Origin of the sequence: Flavobacterium aquatile LMG 4008 = ATCC 11947 (assembly GCF_000757385.1) — a bacterium.
Lineage (GTDB): Bacteria > Bacteroidota > Bacteroidia > Flavobacteriales > Flavobacteriaceae > Flavobacterium > Flavobacterium aquatile.
In genome coordinates, this window is sequence record NZ_JRHH01000001.1 from 174,655 (window position 1) to 191,259 (window position 16,605).

Annotated in this window: 12 protein-coding genes and 1 pseudogene; all 13 read left to right on the top strand. The window is 34.0% G+C overall.

Annotated features, from left to right (window positions below; translation table 11 throughout):
* Position 1: 1 nt before the first annotated feature.
* The 13 genes and pseudogenes from LG45_RS00800 to LG45_RS00855 all read left to right on the top strand — a co-directional run bounded on the left by LG45_RS00800 (position 2) and on the right by LG45_RS00855 (position 16,597).
* Positions 2–1,249 (top strand): heavy metal-binding domain-containing protein, encoded by a 1,248-nt coding sequence (locus LG45_RS00800; RefSeq protein ID WP_035123470.1) that lies wholly within the window; start codon positions 2–4, stop codon positions 1,247–1,249.
* 2 nt (positions 1,250–1,251) lie between these two features.
* Positions 1,252–2,493 carry an efflux RND transporter periplasmic adaptor subunit gene (locus LG45_RS00805; protein ID WP_035123472.1) on the top strand — a complete coding sequence of 414 codons (1,242 nt, stop codon included), beginning with the start codon at positions 1,252–1,254 and terminating at the stop codon, positions 2,491–2,493.
* A 15-nt stretch (positions 2,494–2,508) separates the two neighbouring features.
* The gene (locus LG45_RS00810; protein WP_035123473.1) at positions 2,509–3,753 is read left to right on the top strand and encodes a hypothetical protein; all 1,245 of its coding nucleotides are present in this window, start codon (positions 2,509–2,511) and stop codon (positions 3,751–3,753) included.
* Between the two features lie 10 nt (positions 3,754–3,763).
* Positions 3,764–4,324 carry a helix-turn-helix domain-containing protein gene (locus tag LG45_RS00815; RefSeq protein WP_035123475.1) on the top strand — a complete coding sequence of 187 codons (561 nt, stop codon included), beginning with the start codon at positions 3,764–3,766 and terminating at the stop codon, positions 4,322–4,324.
* A 98-nt stretch (positions 4,325–4,422) separates the two neighbouring features.
* Positions 4,423–4,728, top strand: a complete 306-nt coding sequence (locus LG45_RS16740) for a four-helix bundle copper-binding protein (protein WP_035123476.1) — start codon at positions 4,423–4,425, stop codon at positions 4,726–4,728.
* A gap of 66 nt (positions 4,729–4,794) precedes the next feature.
* Complete coding sequence (locus LG45_RS00825; RefSeq protein ID WP_035123478.1) at positions 4,795–5,085, top strand: heavy metal-binding domain-containing protein; 291 nt, start codon at positions 4,795–4,797, stop codon at positions 5,083–5,085.
* Positions 5,086–5,160: 75 nt separating this feature from the next.
* Positions 5,161–7,698 carry a heavy metal translocating P-type ATPase gene (locus LG45_RS00830; RefSeq protein WP_035123481.1) on the top strand — a complete coding sequence of 846 codons (2,538 nt, stop codon included), beginning with the start codon at positions 5,161–5,163 and terminating at the stop codon, positions 7,696–7,698.
* Between the two features lie 20 nt (positions 7,699–7,718).
* Positions 7,719–8,057, top strand: a pseudogene (locus tag LG45_RS16615) (MerC domain-containing protein); the annotation flags it as partial.
* Positions 8,058–8,108: 51 nt separating this feature from the next.
* On the top strand, positions 8,109–8,327 hold the full coding sequence (locus LG45_RS16620) for a GDCCVxC domain-containing (seleno)protein (RefSeq protein ID WP_035124236.1): 219 nt from the start codon (positions 8,109–8,111) through the stop codon (positions 8,325–8,327).
* Positions 8,328–8,386: 59 nt separating this feature from the next.
* On the top strand, positions 8,387–9,259 hold the full coding sequence (locus LG45_RS00840; protein WP_035123483.1) for a DUF2911 domain-containing protein: 873 nt from the start codon (positions 8,387–8,389) through the stop codon (positions 9,257–9,259).
* Positions 9,260–9,263: 4 nt separating this feature from the next.
* Positions 9,264–11,771 (top strand): multicopper oxidase domain-containing protein, encoded by a 2,508-nt coding sequence (locus LG45_RS00845; RefSeq protein ID WP_240471791.1) that lies wholly within the window; start codon positions 9,264–9,266, stop codon positions 11,769–11,771.
* Positions 11,772–11,852: 81 nt separating this feature from the next.
* The gene (locus LG45_RS00850; protein ID WP_035123484.1) at positions 11,853–12,185 is read left to right on the top strand and encodes a DUF6660 family protein; all 333 of its coding nucleotides are present in this window, start codon (positions 11,853–11,855) and stop codon (positions 12,183–12,185) included.
* Between the two features lie 95 nt (positions 12,186–12,280).
* Positions 12,281–16,597 carry a CusA/CzcA family heavy metal efflux RND transporter gene (locus tag LG45_RS00855; RefSeq protein ID WP_035123486.1) on the top strand — a complete coding sequence of 1,439 codons (4,317 nt, stop codon included), beginning with the start codon at positions 12,281–12,283 and terminating at the stop codon, positions 16,595–16,597.
* Positions 16,598–16,605 lie beyond the last annotated feature (8 nt).

A 16,605-nucleotide genomic window follows, 5' to 3' on the forward strand; every position in this document is an offset into this window, starting at 1 on the left:
TATGAATAAGTACATCAAATATGGTTTGATTTTAAGCGCAATAGCCATAATCGGCTCTATCATCTATTTCATTATAGTAAAACCCAAAGAGCATGTAGAAGGCTCTCATCAACCTGTTGTCTATACTTGCTCAATGCATCCGCAAATCATTAGAGATAAACCGGGAAACTGCCCTATTTGCGGAATGACTTTAGTAAAAAAAGTAACCGACAATCATGCTAATGAAGACCATAATCTCGAAAATGTCATTAAGCCTACAGATAACTTTATAGTAGGTAAATTTCAAACCACAACAGCAATAGACTCAACATTGAGCAGTGAAATCAATCTTCCGGGTATTATCGCTTATGACCCAAATTCAGCCATAAATATTGCAGCCAAAATAAGTGGCCGAATAGAAAAAATGTATGTGAATTTCAAATACCAACGTATTAATAAAGGACAAAAATTATTTGATTTATACAGTCCTGAACTTTTAACTGAACAGGAAAACTTTATTTATATACTTTCAAATGATAGCGAAAACCATTCAATCATTGAGGCATCTAAACAAAAACTATTGCTTTATGGCATGACTCAAAATCAAATAAGCACTTTAGCTAATTCCAAAAAGGCTAATCCTAAAATAGCTATTTACAGCCCTTCAAATGGAATAGTGATGGGAACAGAAACAATGGTTACTCCATCAAATTCCGCGATGCAAAACATGAACAACAGTACAGAAAGACTGGAATTAAAAGAAGGAAACTATGTGAAAAAGGGAGAGGTTGTTTTTAGATTAGTAAATACAGCTAAAGTTTGGGGAATATTCAATATTACACAAGAAAGCAGTAGTCTTATTAAAGTAAATCAAGCCATTAAAATAACGTCTGAACTCAATGGTGAACAATCGATAGAAACCAAAATTAATTTTATTGAAACTCAATTTAATGTTGCCGACAGAACCAATAGAATTAGGGTTTATTTAAACAATAACACACTCAATCTGCCAATAGGATTGAGATTGCAGGGTATCATAAAAACGACATCAATAAGCGGTATTTGGGTGCAAAAAAATGCATTGGTAAGTACTGGAAATAAAAAAATCGCTTTTATCAAATTTCAGAATGGTTTTAAGGCAACACCGGTAAAAACAGGATTTGAAATGAAAGAGTATATTCAAATCATTACTGGTATTTCAGTAAAAGATACCATTGCAAAAAATGCACAATATTTAATCGATAGCGAAAGCTTTATTAAAACGGAGTAAATATGAAAAAATCAAATAAAATAGGCATCCTTTTATTATTTGTGTTGATACTTATGGCTTGCAATTCTAAAGAAAAACACGACCATTCAGTGACTGATAAAAAAGAGCATTCTCAACATGATAAAAATAAAGAAACAACTTTTTATACATGTTCTATGGATCCCCAGGTGAAAGAAGACAAACCGGGAAAGTGTCCTATTTGCCATATGGAGTTAACACCTGTAAAACGTGATGAAAATGAAGCAAACCAAATAAGCTTAAGTAAACAACAAATACAACTTGGCAATATTACAACCCAAGTTATCGAGCAAACACAAAATAATGTAGAACAAAATTATACTGGTGTTTTAACATTCAATCAAGAAAAATCCAAAACTTTTTCATCAAAAGCAATGGGTAGAATTGAAAAACTATATTTCAAATCTACCGGTGATTATATAACTTTAAACCAACCAATATATCAATTATATAGTGAAGATATTGCAATAGCAAAACAAGACTATTATACAGCATTTAAACAACTTGAAATGCCTGGTGATTTTGGTAAAAACGCAAAAAACATGTTGAATTCGGCCAAACAAAAACTCCTCTTCTATGGTCTGTCGAATAGTCAAATTGAGCATATTAAAAGTAATAAAGATGTTTCACCCTATACCACATTTTACAATACTGTTAGTGGTACAATTTCAGAAATAAGTGCTGTTGAAGGTAGTTATATCATGGAAGGTGCTCCAATTATCAAGATAACTGATTTAAGTAAACTCTGGCTTGAAACACAAGTTAATATCAACTACTTCAAAAGCCTCAAAATCGGCCAAATTGCTACAATAACATTTGCCGATTTCCCCGAGAAATCAATAAGTGCCACAGTATCATTTATAAATCCGGAAATAAATCCGGAAACCCGTTTACTTTTGATTCGATTTGAAATACCAAATCAAACTCAAATCTTAAAACCCGGTATGCAGGCTATCGCAAAGTTGAGGATTACCGGAGGTAAAGGAATCTATATTCCAACCGATGCGGTAATTAGAGAAGAAAGCGCATCATACATTTGGATAGAAAAGAAGCCTGGTGTTTATGAAAATCTAATGGTAGAAACAGGAATCGAAACCAACGGACTTATAGAAATAAAAACAAAAATTCCTAATGGTCAAAAAGTTGTGATAACAGGAGCCTATGCTATCAATAGTGAATATAAATTCCGTAAAGGCAGCGACCCGATGGAAGGCATGAAAATGTAATTTAAAATAGTAAGGATGAACAATTTAAATCAAATAATACAACAATACAAAAAAGACAACGAAAGTGTTTATAATACCTGGTTTGTTGACAATGATCAAAGACTAAAAGCATTCCGAACTATAAGGCGGGGTGTTTTACAGGTTATTGAAGATATAAAAAACAAATCATTCCCAAACGATTTCAAGAACAGTAGTTTAGAGTTTGTATTGAATTGCATTGCAGAGCAAAAGCAAGTTTTTGTTGGTGTTTCACATCCTTTTTATTGGAAACCCAAGTTGCGTATTCCTGATATTTACGAAAATCAAAACAACAAAATCGCTTTTGGTCAGTTCCTCGAAAATTGCATTAATGCTAAAACTGAAGAACAAGTTGTAAAAGAGATTGTAAAATTAGACACGCTAAAAATAAAAGGTCTTGGTCCGGCTGTTGCCAGTATTTTATACTTCATACATCCTACTTGGTTTCCACCGTTCAATACTGCTATTCTCAACGGATTTAATTTTTTATACAAAGACAAAAAGAAGCTAGGGAGTTGGACAGAATACCTAAAAATTAGAGAAACACTTCTCGAAACTAACAGCTCACATAAATCCGAATTATCTAATGATTTGGGAGCAATTTCAGGATTGTGTTTTGAAATTGGAACACAAAAAATGTTGATTGGTAATGATGAATACTTGAGTGAAGAGGAGCGCAATAAGTTTGAAAAAAACATAGTGAAACGACAAAAGGAAATTCAAGAAGAAAAGCAAGAAGAGAACTTACATAGCGAAATGCAATACCATTTATTAAAAATCGGAGCTTCGTTAGGTTTTGATGTTACGCCTGCTAGTAATGACAAAAGCAAAGCTTTCAACGGGCAAAGTTTTTCTTTTATCTCTATGAATAAATTTCCTGAATTGCCTTGCGATAAAGACACACAAAACACTATTAAACTTATTGATGTGCTATGGTTTGAAAAAGGAACAAACAACATTATTGGCGCATTTGAAGTAGAAAAAAGCACCAGCATTTATTCGGGTATTTTACGTCTTTCCGACCTTTATTTTAGTATTTCTGACGGCGATGAAGTATTCTATATTATTATCCCCGACAGTCGTGAAAAAGATGTGATTCAACAACTAAATAGACCTGTCATAAAAAATTCAAAAATGATTATCAAATATATACTGTTTTCAGAATTGAGAACCAATTGTGACGCTATTTGCAAATTTGGTTCAGATCATTCTATTATGGATAAAATAGCAAAAACAATTTAAGACTTCAAGGATGAAACTACACATTAAAAATATGGTATGCAACAGATGCAAAATAGTAGTGAAGTCTGAGCTAGAAAAACTCGGGCTTCACATTATTACTGTTAATTTAGGAAATGTAGAGATTCTTGAGGAAAGTATCGAAAATCAAAAAGAAAAATTAGAAAAAAGTTTCCAATTACTTGGTTTTGAATTACTAGATAATAAAATTAGTAAAACTGTGGAACGAATTAAAAATCTAATTATTGATTTGGTGCATAATCAAAACACAGTATTGAAAATCAATTTATCTCAATATTTATCACAAGATTTATTACAGGATTACAATACAATTAGCAATCTATTTTCAGATGTGGAAGGAACAACTATTGAGCATTATTATATTTCTCAAAAGATTGAAAAAGTAAAAGAACTGTTAATTTACGATGAACTTTCATTAAGTCAAATTGCTGATAAAATGCAGTATAGTGATGTGGCACATTTAAGCAATCAATTTAAAAAAGTAACGGGTTTTACGCCAACTGCATTCAAAAGATCTAAAAATAATAACCGTATTCAAATAGAAGATATATAAATTATACAAATCATAACTAAAGTTTTACAATGATTTAAGTAAAGTAATAATTGAACTTTGTTGTGTAGAAATTAATCTACAATTAATTAATTATTACAATGAAAAATGTTCAAGTGAGTATCGAAGCGTGTTTAGCCTGTATGGTTGAATGTGAAAAATGTATTGATGGTTGTGTTACAGCAAAACATCATTTAGAATGTGTTAAATTGTGTCAAGATTGTGCCGACATTTGTGCATTATGTGCCCGATTGTGTGCTAGAGGTTCCCAATTTGCAGATGCACTATGTGCTTTATGTGTAAAATGTTGTGAAGCGTGTGCTACAGAGTGCAGCAAACACGATATGGAGTGTTGCAAAAAATGTGCAGAAGCATGCAAAAAATGTGCAGAAGCCTGCAAAATGTAAAAAATAATCAATTCAATACAAAATGCTAATCAAATAGTATTTTGTATTGAATTAAAAAATGAAAAAATGAAAAAAATAATCTTTTCAGCCATAGTAATAGTATTTGTATTGGTTTCTTGTAACCAAAAAAACAAGGAAGCAACAACTGGTGATTCTCACAACATGGGCAACGACAATACCATGATGGATAATGATACAACAATGATAGACAACAAAACTAAAGAGATGGAAAATCACGAAAAAATGTATGCATGTCCAATGCATCCGGAAGTGCAAGGCAAACTGAATGACAAGTGTTCCAAATGCGGGATGGATTTAACAGAACCTGTTCCTGAAAAAGCGGAAGAAAGCAAATAATAATATTTAAACAAGCTGAACTAATTTTGTTAGGAATTGAGCAGGATTAGTTTACATTATTTGTTGAAATTAAAGATGATACATACTTACAACATTACCGGAATGACTTGCGATGGTTGTCGCGCTAAAGTCGAAAAAACATTGAATACTATTGAGGGTATTGAGGCAAAAGTTTCATTAAATCCACCAGTAGCAACAATAACTATGGAAAAGCACATTCCAACAGAAAAGCTACAGGAAGCATTGACAGCAGTCGGAAAATACACCATAGAAATGAGCAACGGTAAAACCAAGGAGCATAGTAAAACAAATGAAGCTTCGGGAAAATCATGTTGCTCAATGCATTCCAATAATCATAATAAAGAAACTGTTGTCCCAACCAATGCACAAGGAAAGTATTATTGCCCAATGCATTGCGAAGGCGAAAAAGTATACGACAAAGCAGGCGACTGTCCTGTGTGTGGAATGGATTTAGTCAAAGCACCAGATTTAACGGTGATTAAAACGTTATATACGTGTCCCATGCATCCCGAAGTAATTCAAGAAGGTCCGGGTTCATGTCCTATTTGCGGAATGGATTTAGTTCCAATGGAACCAAGTGAAAGCGAAGACCAAAAGACCTATAAGGATTTGGTTAAGAAAATGAAAATTGCGGTTGCATTTACAGTTCCCATTTTCGCTATTGCAATGATAGAAATGGCACACAACAATCCTTTACTACAACTAATGGATGCTTCAAAATGGAATTGGGTACAATTAATATTATCGCTTCCTGTAGTGTTTTATGCCTGTTGGATATTTTTTGTCCGAGCTTGGAAATCCATAATTACGTGGAACTTAAATATGTTTACCCTAATCGGAATTGGTACAGGAGTAGCTTTTCTTTTCAGTTTGGTCGGAATGTTTTTTCCTGATATTTTCCCAAGCGAATTCAAAACAGAACACGGAACAGTATTACTATACTTCGAAGCAACAACTGTTATTCTAACTTTGGTTTTGCTAGGGCAATTGTTAGAAGCCAGAGCGCACAGTCAAACAAGCGGAGCGATAAAAGAATTATTAAAATTGGCTCCAACAGAAGCTACTTTGGTAATTGATGGTGGCGATAAAGTAATTTCAATCCACGATATCAAGAAAGGCGATTTGTTAAGGGTAAAACCTGGAGACAAGATTCCAGTTGATGGTAAAATAACCGATGGCGAAAGCAGTATTGATGAAGCCATGATTACAGGCGAACCAATTCCGGTAGATAAAAAGAAAGACGATAATGTAATTGCCGGAACAATAAACGGTAATAAATCATTTGTTATGATAGCTGAAAAAGTAGGTTCAGAAACTTTACTTTCTCAAATCGTGCAAATGGTCAACGATGCTTCACGATCTAGAGCACCAATTCAAAAATTAGCCGATAGTATTGCCAAATATTTTGTGCCTATTGTGGTGATTATTTCGGTAATTACCTTTTTCATTTGGGCTAAGTTTGGTCCTGAACCTGCATTAGTGTACGGATTTATAAATGCCATCGCAGTATTAATTATTGCGTGTCCTTGTGCATTAGGTTTGGCAACGCCAATGTCGGTAATGGTTGGTGTTGGAAAAGGCGCACAATCCGGAGTTTTGATAAAAAATGCTGAAGCTCTTGAAAATATGAATAAGGTTAATGTTTTAATTACGGATAAAACAGGAACCATCACCGAAGGAAAACCATCTGTCGAAAAAATTTACGCTGCCAATAACAACGATACTGATTTACTAAAAAGTATAGCTTCACTAAACCAATACAGTGAGCATCCATTGGCGCAAGCTGTTGTGAATTATGCGAAAACAAAATCTATTTCTTTAATCGAAGTAAAAGATTTTGAAGCTGTTGCCGGAAAAGGAGTTACAGGAACAGTAACCAACAAAAAAGTGGCATTAGGCAATAAAAAATTAATGGAACAAGTCAAAGCAACAGTTTCTGATGATTTAGAAAACAGAATTAGTGCAGAACAAAAGTTAGGAAAAACAGTTTCATATATAGCTTTTGATGGTATTGCTGTTGGGTTTGTGTCCATTTTCGATGCCATTAAAGAATCAAGTGCGGCAGCCATTAAAGAATTAATGCGTCAAGGTGTCGAAGTAATTATGCTCACTGGAGACAATGAAAACACCGCCAAAGCAGTTGCAGATGAATTAGGGTTAGCGTCATATAAAGCAGGATGCTTACCAGAAGACAAACTAAAAGAAATTAAAAAATTACAAGCCGAAGGCAAAATTGTGGCCATGGCTGGCGATGGTATAAATGATGCTCCAGCATTAGCACAAGCCGATATTGGAATTGCTATGGGAACCGGAACGGACGTAGCCATTGAAAGTGCCAAAATCACTTTAGTAAAAGGAGATTTACAAGGCATCGTAAAAGCCAAAAATTTAAGCCATGCTGTGATGAAAAACATCAAGCAAAATTTATTTTTTGCCTTTTTCTATAACGTATTAGGTGTACCAATCGCAGCTGGAGTTTTATATCCAGTTTTTGGAATTTTATTATCTCCTATGATCGCCGCTTTAGCAATGTCATTTAGCTCTGTATCTGTAATTGTAAATGCATTGAGATTACGAAATTTAAAACTTTAAATAATAACAAAAACAACAAAATGAAATTAATTAATAATGTAGATAAATTAGGCACTCTGGGGCTTTTTTTCACAGCACTGTTTTCGCCTTGCTGTTTTCCTCTTTTTGCATTTGCAGCATCAGCTCTTGGACTTGGAAGCTTTGAATTATTTGGAGGATGGACGATGTGGATTTTTCAAGCGATGGTTTTAATTTCCATTGTTGGCTTAATCATTTCCTATCGTAAACATCGTTGCCTGTATCCTTTATTAATAGCAATCCCGAGTGGAATAACAATATTATTTGCCTATTATTTTAGCAAATCAGAAAATGCAGTTTATTTAATTTATGCTGGTATGCTTGGGCTTTTTATAGCTACGATAGTAAATTATTATCGAAACAAATTACACGGAAATTGTGATACTTGCACTATCTACAATGGAAAATCAGTAGAATTAAAATCTACATTAACATGTCCAAATTGTGGGTATAGTAAAGACGAAATAATGCCAACCGATGCTTGTCAGTTTTTTTATGAGTGTGAAAAATGCAAAACAGTTTTAAGACCTAAACAAGGCGATTGTTGCGTTTATTGTAGTTACGGAACTGTAAAGTGTCCACCAATACAAGCCGGAGATAATTGCTGTTAGAAATCACAAAATCAATATAACATAAAGTATAAAAATACAGTAACCAATAATTCAAAACAATGAAAAAAATATTCCTATTTCCCCTAATTATTTTACAATCAGTATTTATTTCTGCACAAAACAAAGTCCAGATAAGAATTACTTCTGCCAGTCCGGCAGCTTCATTTGAGCAAGAAGTAGGTAGTGCAAAAATCAAAATAACGTACAGCAGACCGTTGGTCAGAGGGCGTAAAATATTTGGTGAGTTAGTACCTTTTGATAAGCTTTGGCGAACTGGCGCAAGTGATTGTACCGTCATAACCACTTCCGAAGATATTTCTTTTGGTAACAATGTATTAAAAGCAGGAAGCTATTCAATATTCTCAATTCCTTCAATAAATGACTGGACTATAATTGTTAACTCAGATACTACCTTGCATGGAGAAACGGGCTATGATGAAAAAAAAGATATAATGCGTTTCAAAGTCCCTTTAGAAAAAAGCCACAATTTTTATGAAACTTTTACTATTGACTTAAATGACATCAATAGCAAAAGCGAAGCATTTCTAAAAATACTTTGGGAAAACACAATGGTTAAAATACCGGTAAAGAGCATAGAAGATGATACTATATTAGCATTGATAGAGCAACATATCATTAAAGGGAAAACGCAAGACGACACCCTATTATTTCAGGCAGCTAATTATTATTTTAGTACAAATAGAGATTATAAACAAGCAATAATATGGCTCTTAGAAGCGGAAAAATTAAATCCTAAAAATTTCTATTACCCAAATTTGAGGCAAAAAATAGCATCCGAATTAAAAGATTATTCTAATGCAATTGCAGCAGCAAAAATAGCAATTACATTGGCCGATAAGGAAAAAATGAAAAGTACAATCGAGATACTAAATAAAAGAATAGCCGATTGGGAAATAATATCAAAAAATTAAAGTCATGAAAATCAAATTGTCAATTATAGTTTTTCTTTTTTTTATAAATCATTTTGTTACAGCACAAAATAATGCACCTCAAACATTTTATACATGTGTGATGCATCCCGAAATTCATTCACCCAAACCCGGAAAATGCCCAAAATGTGGGATGGCATTAGTGAAAGAAAAAGCTAAACCAATTAAAAAAGCAGTTGTAAAAAAACCAGTCGCTACAAAAAAAGTAATTTCTGAAACAAAAAAAGAAGCTTCAAAACCAATAAAAGAAACTCCAAAAATTGTTGAAGTTCCAAAAGATATTCCTATTTCTGAAAGCAAACCTATAGTTAAGACAATAGCTAAAACAGTGAGATACGATTTATACGTTCGTGATACTATTGTAAATATAGGAAACAAACCTACAAGAGCAATAGCAGTAAACGGTCAAATTCCGATGCCTACGCTAACGTTTACCGAAGGCGATACTGCCGAAATTTATGTGCACAACGAACTAAAAGAAAGCACTTCATTGCATTGGCACGGCTTATTTTTACCTAATAAGGAAGATGGTGTACCTTATCTAACTCAGATGCCAATTGAACCAGGTACAACACATAAATATACCTTTCCAATTATACAACATGGAACCCATTGGTACCACAGTCATTCTGGTTTGCAAGAACAAATCGGAATGTACGGTTCAATGATTTTAAACAAAAAACCAGAAGACGAAACCTTTAGAAAAGGTATTGACGATTTGCCAACCATTCCGGTAATTTTAAGCGAATGGACCGATTTAAATCCAAATAACGTACACAGAATGCTTCACAATGCAACCGATTGGTTCGCCATACAAAAAGGAACTACCCAAAGTTATGCAGAAGCAATTAAGCAAGGTCATTTCAAAACAAAAATAACAAACGAATGGAAACGAATGAATGCCATGGATGTAAGCGATGTGTACTATGATAAGTTTTTAATCAATGGTAAAAGTAATAGTCAATTATCCCAATTCAAAGGTGGCGATAAAGTACGATTACGCATTTCAAATGGTGGTGCATCAACTTATTTTTGGATGACCTATGCAGGTGGCAAAATTACGGTTGTTGCCAATGACGGTAACGATGTTGAACCTGTAGAAGTAGATAGATTATTAATTGCAGTTTCTGAAACCTACGATGTTATCGTTACTATTCCTGCTGATAATACAGCGTTTGAATTCCTTGTAACACCAGAAGACAGAACAAAATCGGCATCACTTTACATTGGCGATGGCGTTAAGCAATTGATTTCACCATTACCAAAATTAAAATATTTTGACGGAATGAAAATGATGAACGGAATGATGAAAATGAATGGCGATTTGGATGATATGGGAATGCAGATGTCTTACAATCAAATGGACATGAACGTAGTAATGTACCCAGAAATCACTGGAAAAGCAGCGTCAAAAAAAGATGATAAAATGGGAAACATGAAGATGAATGAAAGCGACTATAACAGTAACGAACTTTCAGATATTACCACTTTAAATTATGCCATGTTAAAGTCGCCTACAAAAACTACACTGCCAAAAGATGCACCAATAAAAGAATTACGTTTTGAATTATCAGGAAATATGAACCGCTATGTGTGGAGTTTAGACAATAAAGTAGTTTCTGAAACAGATAAAATTTTGATTAAAAAAGGTGAGAATGTTAGAATTACATTATACAATGGTTCTATGATGCGCCATCCAATGCACCTGCACGGTCATGACTTTCGAATTTTAAACGGTCAAGGAGACTACGCACCATTAAAGAACATCATCGACATCATGCCAATGGAAACTGATGTTATCGAATTCAATGCGAATGTAGAAGGCGATTGGTTCTTTCATTGTCATATTTTGTACCACATGATGGCTGGTATGGGACGAGTTTTTACGTATGAAAATCAAGCACCAAACCCATTAATTCCTAATCCTAAACTAGCACAAAGAAAACTATTTGGCGAAGACCGAAAGTTTCATTTCATGGCAGAAAATGATTTTGCTACTAACGGAAACGACGGAATGGCAATGTTCAGCAACACACGTTGGAGCATCGGCACAGAATGGAGATTGGGTTACAACGATCATCACGGCTATGAAACAGAAACTCATATTGGTCGATACATTGGAAAAATGCAATGGTTAATGCCGTTCATTGGCTTTGATTGGCGTTACCGCGAAATGGAAAAAGGCGAAATGGAAAGAAACCTATTCAACCAATCCAATACCAAAGATAACCGTTCCGTATTTAGCGCAGGTCTTGAATACACTTTACCAATGCTAATAAAAGCACAAGCTGAGGTATTTACTGATGGTAATTTTAGATTTCAATTAGAACGAATGGATATTCCTGTTTCCAAAAGAGTCCGAATGGATTTAATGTGGAATACAGATAAAGAATACATGGCAGGATTACGATACATCATCAAAAGAAATTTTAGTGCCAGGACTCATTATGACAGTGATATGGGATTTGGTGTAGGTGTAAATTTGAATTATTAAAAGACCATCGCAATCGTAAAATAACACAAACTTTTAATACTCTTAATTTATTTATAAATAAAAAATCCTATTTTTACACTCGTGAAACTCTTAAACTACATATTATCAATCTATCTAGTGGTACTATCATGTTTGCCTTGTGCAGATATGGAAGTAAGTAGCGCAGCACATAAAGCTGTTGAGATTTCAGATAATCATGATGAAAAATCTCATAATCACGATAAAGAAAATGATTTATGTTCGCCTTTTTGCAACTGCAATTGTTGTGGCTCACAAATAGTAAGTTATTTTAAGATTACTACTTTTAGTTTTACACCAATTACAAAGAGTATAAAAACTCAATTACCGTCGTATACCTCTATATTTACTTCCAATTTCTTCGGAAGTATATGGCAACCGCCTCAAATAGTATAATGATGCCCGAGTAGTTTCGGGTTAGAAACTTGTGAGCCTATCACAAATAATAGCAAAACTATTTTTGCTAATTTCTAATTCATTATACAATTTCAATGTTAGACAAAATCATACAATTCAGTATCAAGAACAAGTTTATAATACTATTATTTACTTTAGTTCTAATAGCGTTTGGTAGCTATTCTATAAAACAGTTACCACTCGATGCGTTACCCGATGTAACCAACAACCAAGTACAAATAATTACTACTGCTCCAACTTTAGCCAGTCAAGAAGTCGAGCAATTAATTACTTATCCTTTAGAACAATCTTTTAAAACAATCCCAAAAGTTATCGAGTTACGAAGTATTTCTCGTTTCGGACTTTCAGTAGTCACCGTTGTTTTCAAAGACGATGTAGATATTTATTGGGCTAGAGAACAAATATTTCAACGCCTTAGTCAAGCCAAAGAAAATATTCCTGCTTATGCTGGTTCTCCAGAGTTAGCACCAATATCAACTGGATTAGGCGAGATTTATCAGTATGATGTCTATGCCAAAAAAGGATATGAAGACAAATACGATGCTGTAAAATTACGAACCATTCAAGATTGGATTATTATTCCACAATTACAAGGTATTGAAGGCGTTGCCGAAGTTAGTACTTGGGGTGGAAAACTAAAACAATATGAAATCGCAGTTAATCCAAATACATTAAATAGTTTGGGCGTAACCATTACAGAAATTTTTGAAGCGTTAGAGAAAAACAATCAAAATACAGGTGGAGCTTATATCGAAAAAGACCAATACGCTTACTTTATTCGCGGTGTTGGGATGGCAACTGGCATTAAAGATTTAGAAAATGTAGTAGTCAAAAACAGAAATGGTGCACCAGTTTTAGTTCGCGATGTAGCTAATGTACGTGAGGGAATTGCATTAAGATATGGTGCTTCGACCAAAGACGGTAAAGGCGAAATTGTTTGCGGTTTGGCTTTAATGTTAAAAGGCGAAAACTCAAGTGCCGTTGTAGAAAGAGTGAAAGAAAAAATGGCGCAAATCAATAAAACCTTACCCGAAGGAGTGGTTGCCGAAGCATTCATTGACAGAGGTAAATTAGTGGATAACGCAATAGGAACTGTTACTAAAAACCTTTTGGAAGGTGCATTAATAGTAATATTTGTACTGATATTATTTCTAGGTAATCTTCGAGCTGGATTAATTGTTGCATCAGTAATTCCGCTTTCAATGCTTTTTGCAGTAATCTTAATGAACCATTTTGGCGTAAGCGGAAACTTAATGAGTTTAGGAGCAATCGACTTCGGAATTATAGTCGATGGAGCAGTAATTATTGTAGAAGCAACGATGCACCATTTACAAAAACTCAAACGACAAAAGAATTTAACCCAAGCAGAAATGGATACTGAAGTATATAAATCGGCTTCAAAAATTCGTAATAGTGCAGCATTCGGGGAAATCATAATCTTAATTGTTTACTTGCCAATCCTTGCATTAGTAGGAACAGAAGGAAAAATGTTCAAACCAATGGCAATGACAGTAGGTTTTGCAGTTATTGGAGCGTTTATACTTTCATTAACTTATGTACCAATGATGAGTGCAATGTTCTTATCAAAAAACACCGAACACAAAACTAATTTTAGTGATAAAATGATGGCGTGGTTTGAAAAAATCTACACACCATTTTTAGACCGAGCATTACGATTTAAAAAAGCGGTTCTAGCCATTTCGTTAGCAATGTTTGTCTTTGCCATTATCGTTTTTCAGAATATGGGTGGCGAATTTATTCCAACTATCGAAGAAGGAGATTTAGCCATTAATGCTACTATTATGACAGGAAGTTCGCTATCCCAAATGGTAGAAACCACAACCAAATACGAAAAAATCTTAAAAGCAAAATTCCCGGAAATCAAAACAATTGTTACAAAAATTGGAAGTGGAGAAATCCCAACCGATCCAATGCCAATAGAGAGTGGCGATTTGATTATTGTTTTAAAAGATAAAGACGAATGGACATCTGCTGACAATTGGGAGGATTTAGCCAACTTAATGAAAGAAGAAATGGAAGCCATTCCTGGTGCAAACATCGAAATTTCGCAACCCATTCAAATGCGTTTCAACGAATTAATGACAGGAAGCCGAAGCGATATTGCCATTAAAATTTTTGGCGATGATTTAGAAGTTTTAGATACAAAAGCCAAAGAATTAATTTCTAAAGTAAATACTATTGAAGGTATTGGTGATTTAAAAGCCGATAAAGTAACAGGACTTCCTCAAATCACAGTCAAATACGATTATAATAAAATTGCTTTGTATGGTTTAAATATTGCCGACATCAATCAAATTATACGTTCTTCATTTGCAGGCGAAAGCGCAGGTAAAATTTACGAAGAAAGCAAACGTTTTGATGTAGTCGTGCGTTTAAATAAAGACAATCGTACTGACATTACTGATGTTAGTAATTTGTTTATTCCATTACCAAATGGGCAACAAGTACCACTTGCGCAAGTAGCATCAATCAATTATGAACAAGGTCCGGTTCAAGTTTCTCGTGAAAATGGTAAACGTAGAATTACAATAGGTTTAAATGTTCGTGGTCGTGATGTAAAAAGCGTTGTAGAAGAAATCCAACAAAAATTAGAAACCAGTTTTAAACTTCCTGCTGGGTATTATGTTACGTATGGCGGACAATTTGAAAATTTAGTCGAAGCCAATAAGCGTCTTTCGGTAGCTCTACCAATCGCTTTAGGATTAATTATGGTGTTGTTATTTTTTACTTTCAATAGTATGAAACAAGCCGCATTAATTTTCACAGCCATTCCATTATCGGCAATCGGTGGTGTTTTTGCACTTTGGTTACGAGGAATGCCTTTTAGCATTTCGGCAGGTATTGGATTTATTGCTTTGTTTGGAATAGCTGTATTAAACGGAATTGTATTAATATCCTATTTCAATCAACTCAAATCCGAAGGAATAACTGACCCATTACAACGGGTTTTAATAGGTACAAAAACCAGACTTAGACCAGTATTAATGACTGCTGCGGTTGCTTCATTAGGATTTTTGCCAATGGCATTATCAACTAGTGGTGGTGCCGAAGTACAAAAACCATTAGCAACAGTAGTTATTGGCGGATTAGTTTCGGCAACATTACTAACCTTAATCGTTTTACCAATACTTTATTTATTATTTGAAAAGGGAATTAAAAGAAGAAAAAAAATGTCAAATCCAATTGTAACAATACTCGTTTTGTTAATTAGTAGCTTTTCGTTTGCTCAAAACAGCCAAACAATTACTTTAGAAAAAGCCATTGAAAAAGCAAAAGCAAATAGCATCGACTTAAAAATCGCGGATAAGGAAATTGAAAAACAAACTGTTCTCAAGAAAACGGCGTTTCAAGTAGATCCTTTACAAGTGCAGTACCAAGGCGGACAATTCAATAGTGTTGATTACGACCACAATGTTTCCATTCAACAGTATTTTCCAATTGGTAAAATCACAAAAGCCAACCGTCAGTTGCAAGAAGAATTGGCAAAATTAGCTGAAAAACGAAAAGCATTAACGGAGTATGAAATTGAAAAAGCAGTGTCATTAGCCTATTATCAATATTTATATGGAGTTTCTATTCAAAAACTAAATAATGAGTTATTTGAAATTTATTCCAAATTCCTAAAAAATGCAGAGCTTCGTTTTCAAACTGGAGAAAGTGGGAATATCGAAGTAATAAGTGCCAAAGCCAAATCAAAAGAAATAGAAACCCAAAAAGCACAGTTAGAATATGATTTGGTAATCTATCAAAAGCAATTGCAATACTTCATTCAAACAGATGAAAACATAGTTCCTGATACCAATACACCATTGCAATATGCTAAACCAACAACGAGTAAAGATGACAAAATACAAGGATTAGTAAGCGATTATTACACACAGCAAATTTCAGTGTATCAAAAGGAAGCCAATACGTTCAAAGCAATGCGAACTCCTAAATTAGGTTTGGGTTATTTTGGTCAAACCATCGATACCAAATCCTATTTTCAGGGTTTTACTGCCGGATTGCAAATTCCTTTATTTGGTGGTGCAAATACAGCAAAAGCCAAAGCATCAGAAATTAGTATTTCGCAATCGCAATTAGAATTAGATAAAAGCAAATTGACTTTGAAATTACAGAAAGAAGAACTACAAAATGAGTTCGAAAAACAGAAAAAAGCACTTTTATATTACCAAAACGAAGGATTGCAATATGCCGAACAAATTATTACAACGGCTCAAAAAAGCTATGCCAATGGTGATATGAGTTACTGGTCATACATTAGTTTTTTAAACCAAGCCATTGACATCAAAAAGCAAAATGCCGAAGCCGTTAATACTTACAATCAAAGTGCTATTCAATTGCAATTTCCATCTTTCAACAACAATTAATATTCCAT

Coding starts and splice junctions, on each gene's coding strand:
- LG45_RS00800 (WP_035123470.1), top strand. CDS start 2: ATGAATAAGTACATCAAATATGGTTTGATTTTAAGCGCAATAGCCATA.
- LG45_RS00805 (WP_035123472.1), top strand. CDS start 1,252: ATGAAAAAATCAAATAAAATAGGCATCCTTTTATTATTTGTGTTGATA.
- LG45_RS00810 (WP_035123473.1), top strand. CDS start 2,509: ATGAACAATTTAAATCAAATAATACAACAATACAAAAAAGACAACGAA.
- LG45_RS00815 (WP_035123475.1), top strand. CDS start 3,764: ATGAAACTACACATTAAAAATATGGTATGCAACAGATGCAAAATAGTA.
- LG45_RS16740 (WP_035123476.1), top strand. CDS start 4,423: ATGAAAAATGTTCAAGTGAGTATCGAAGCGTGTTTAGCCTGTATGGTT.
- LG45_RS00825 (WP_035123478.1), top strand. CDS start 4,795: ATGAAAAAAATAATCTTTTCAGCCATAGTAATAGTATTTGTATTGGTT.
- LG45_RS00830 (WP_035123481.1), top strand. CDS start 5,161: ATGATACATACTTACAACATTACCGGAATGACTTGCGATGGTTGTCGC.
- LG45_RS00840 (WP_035123483.1), top strand. CDS start 8,387: ATGAAAAAAATATTCCTATTTCCCCTAATTATTTTACAATCAGTATTT.
- LG45_RS00845 (WP_240471791.1), top strand. CDS start 9,264: ATGAAAATCAAATTGTCAATTATAGTTTTTCTTTTTTTTATAAATCAT.
- LG45_RS00855 (WP_035123486.1), top strand. CDS start 12,281: ATGTTAGACAAAATCATACAATTCAGTATCAAGAACAAGTTTATAATA.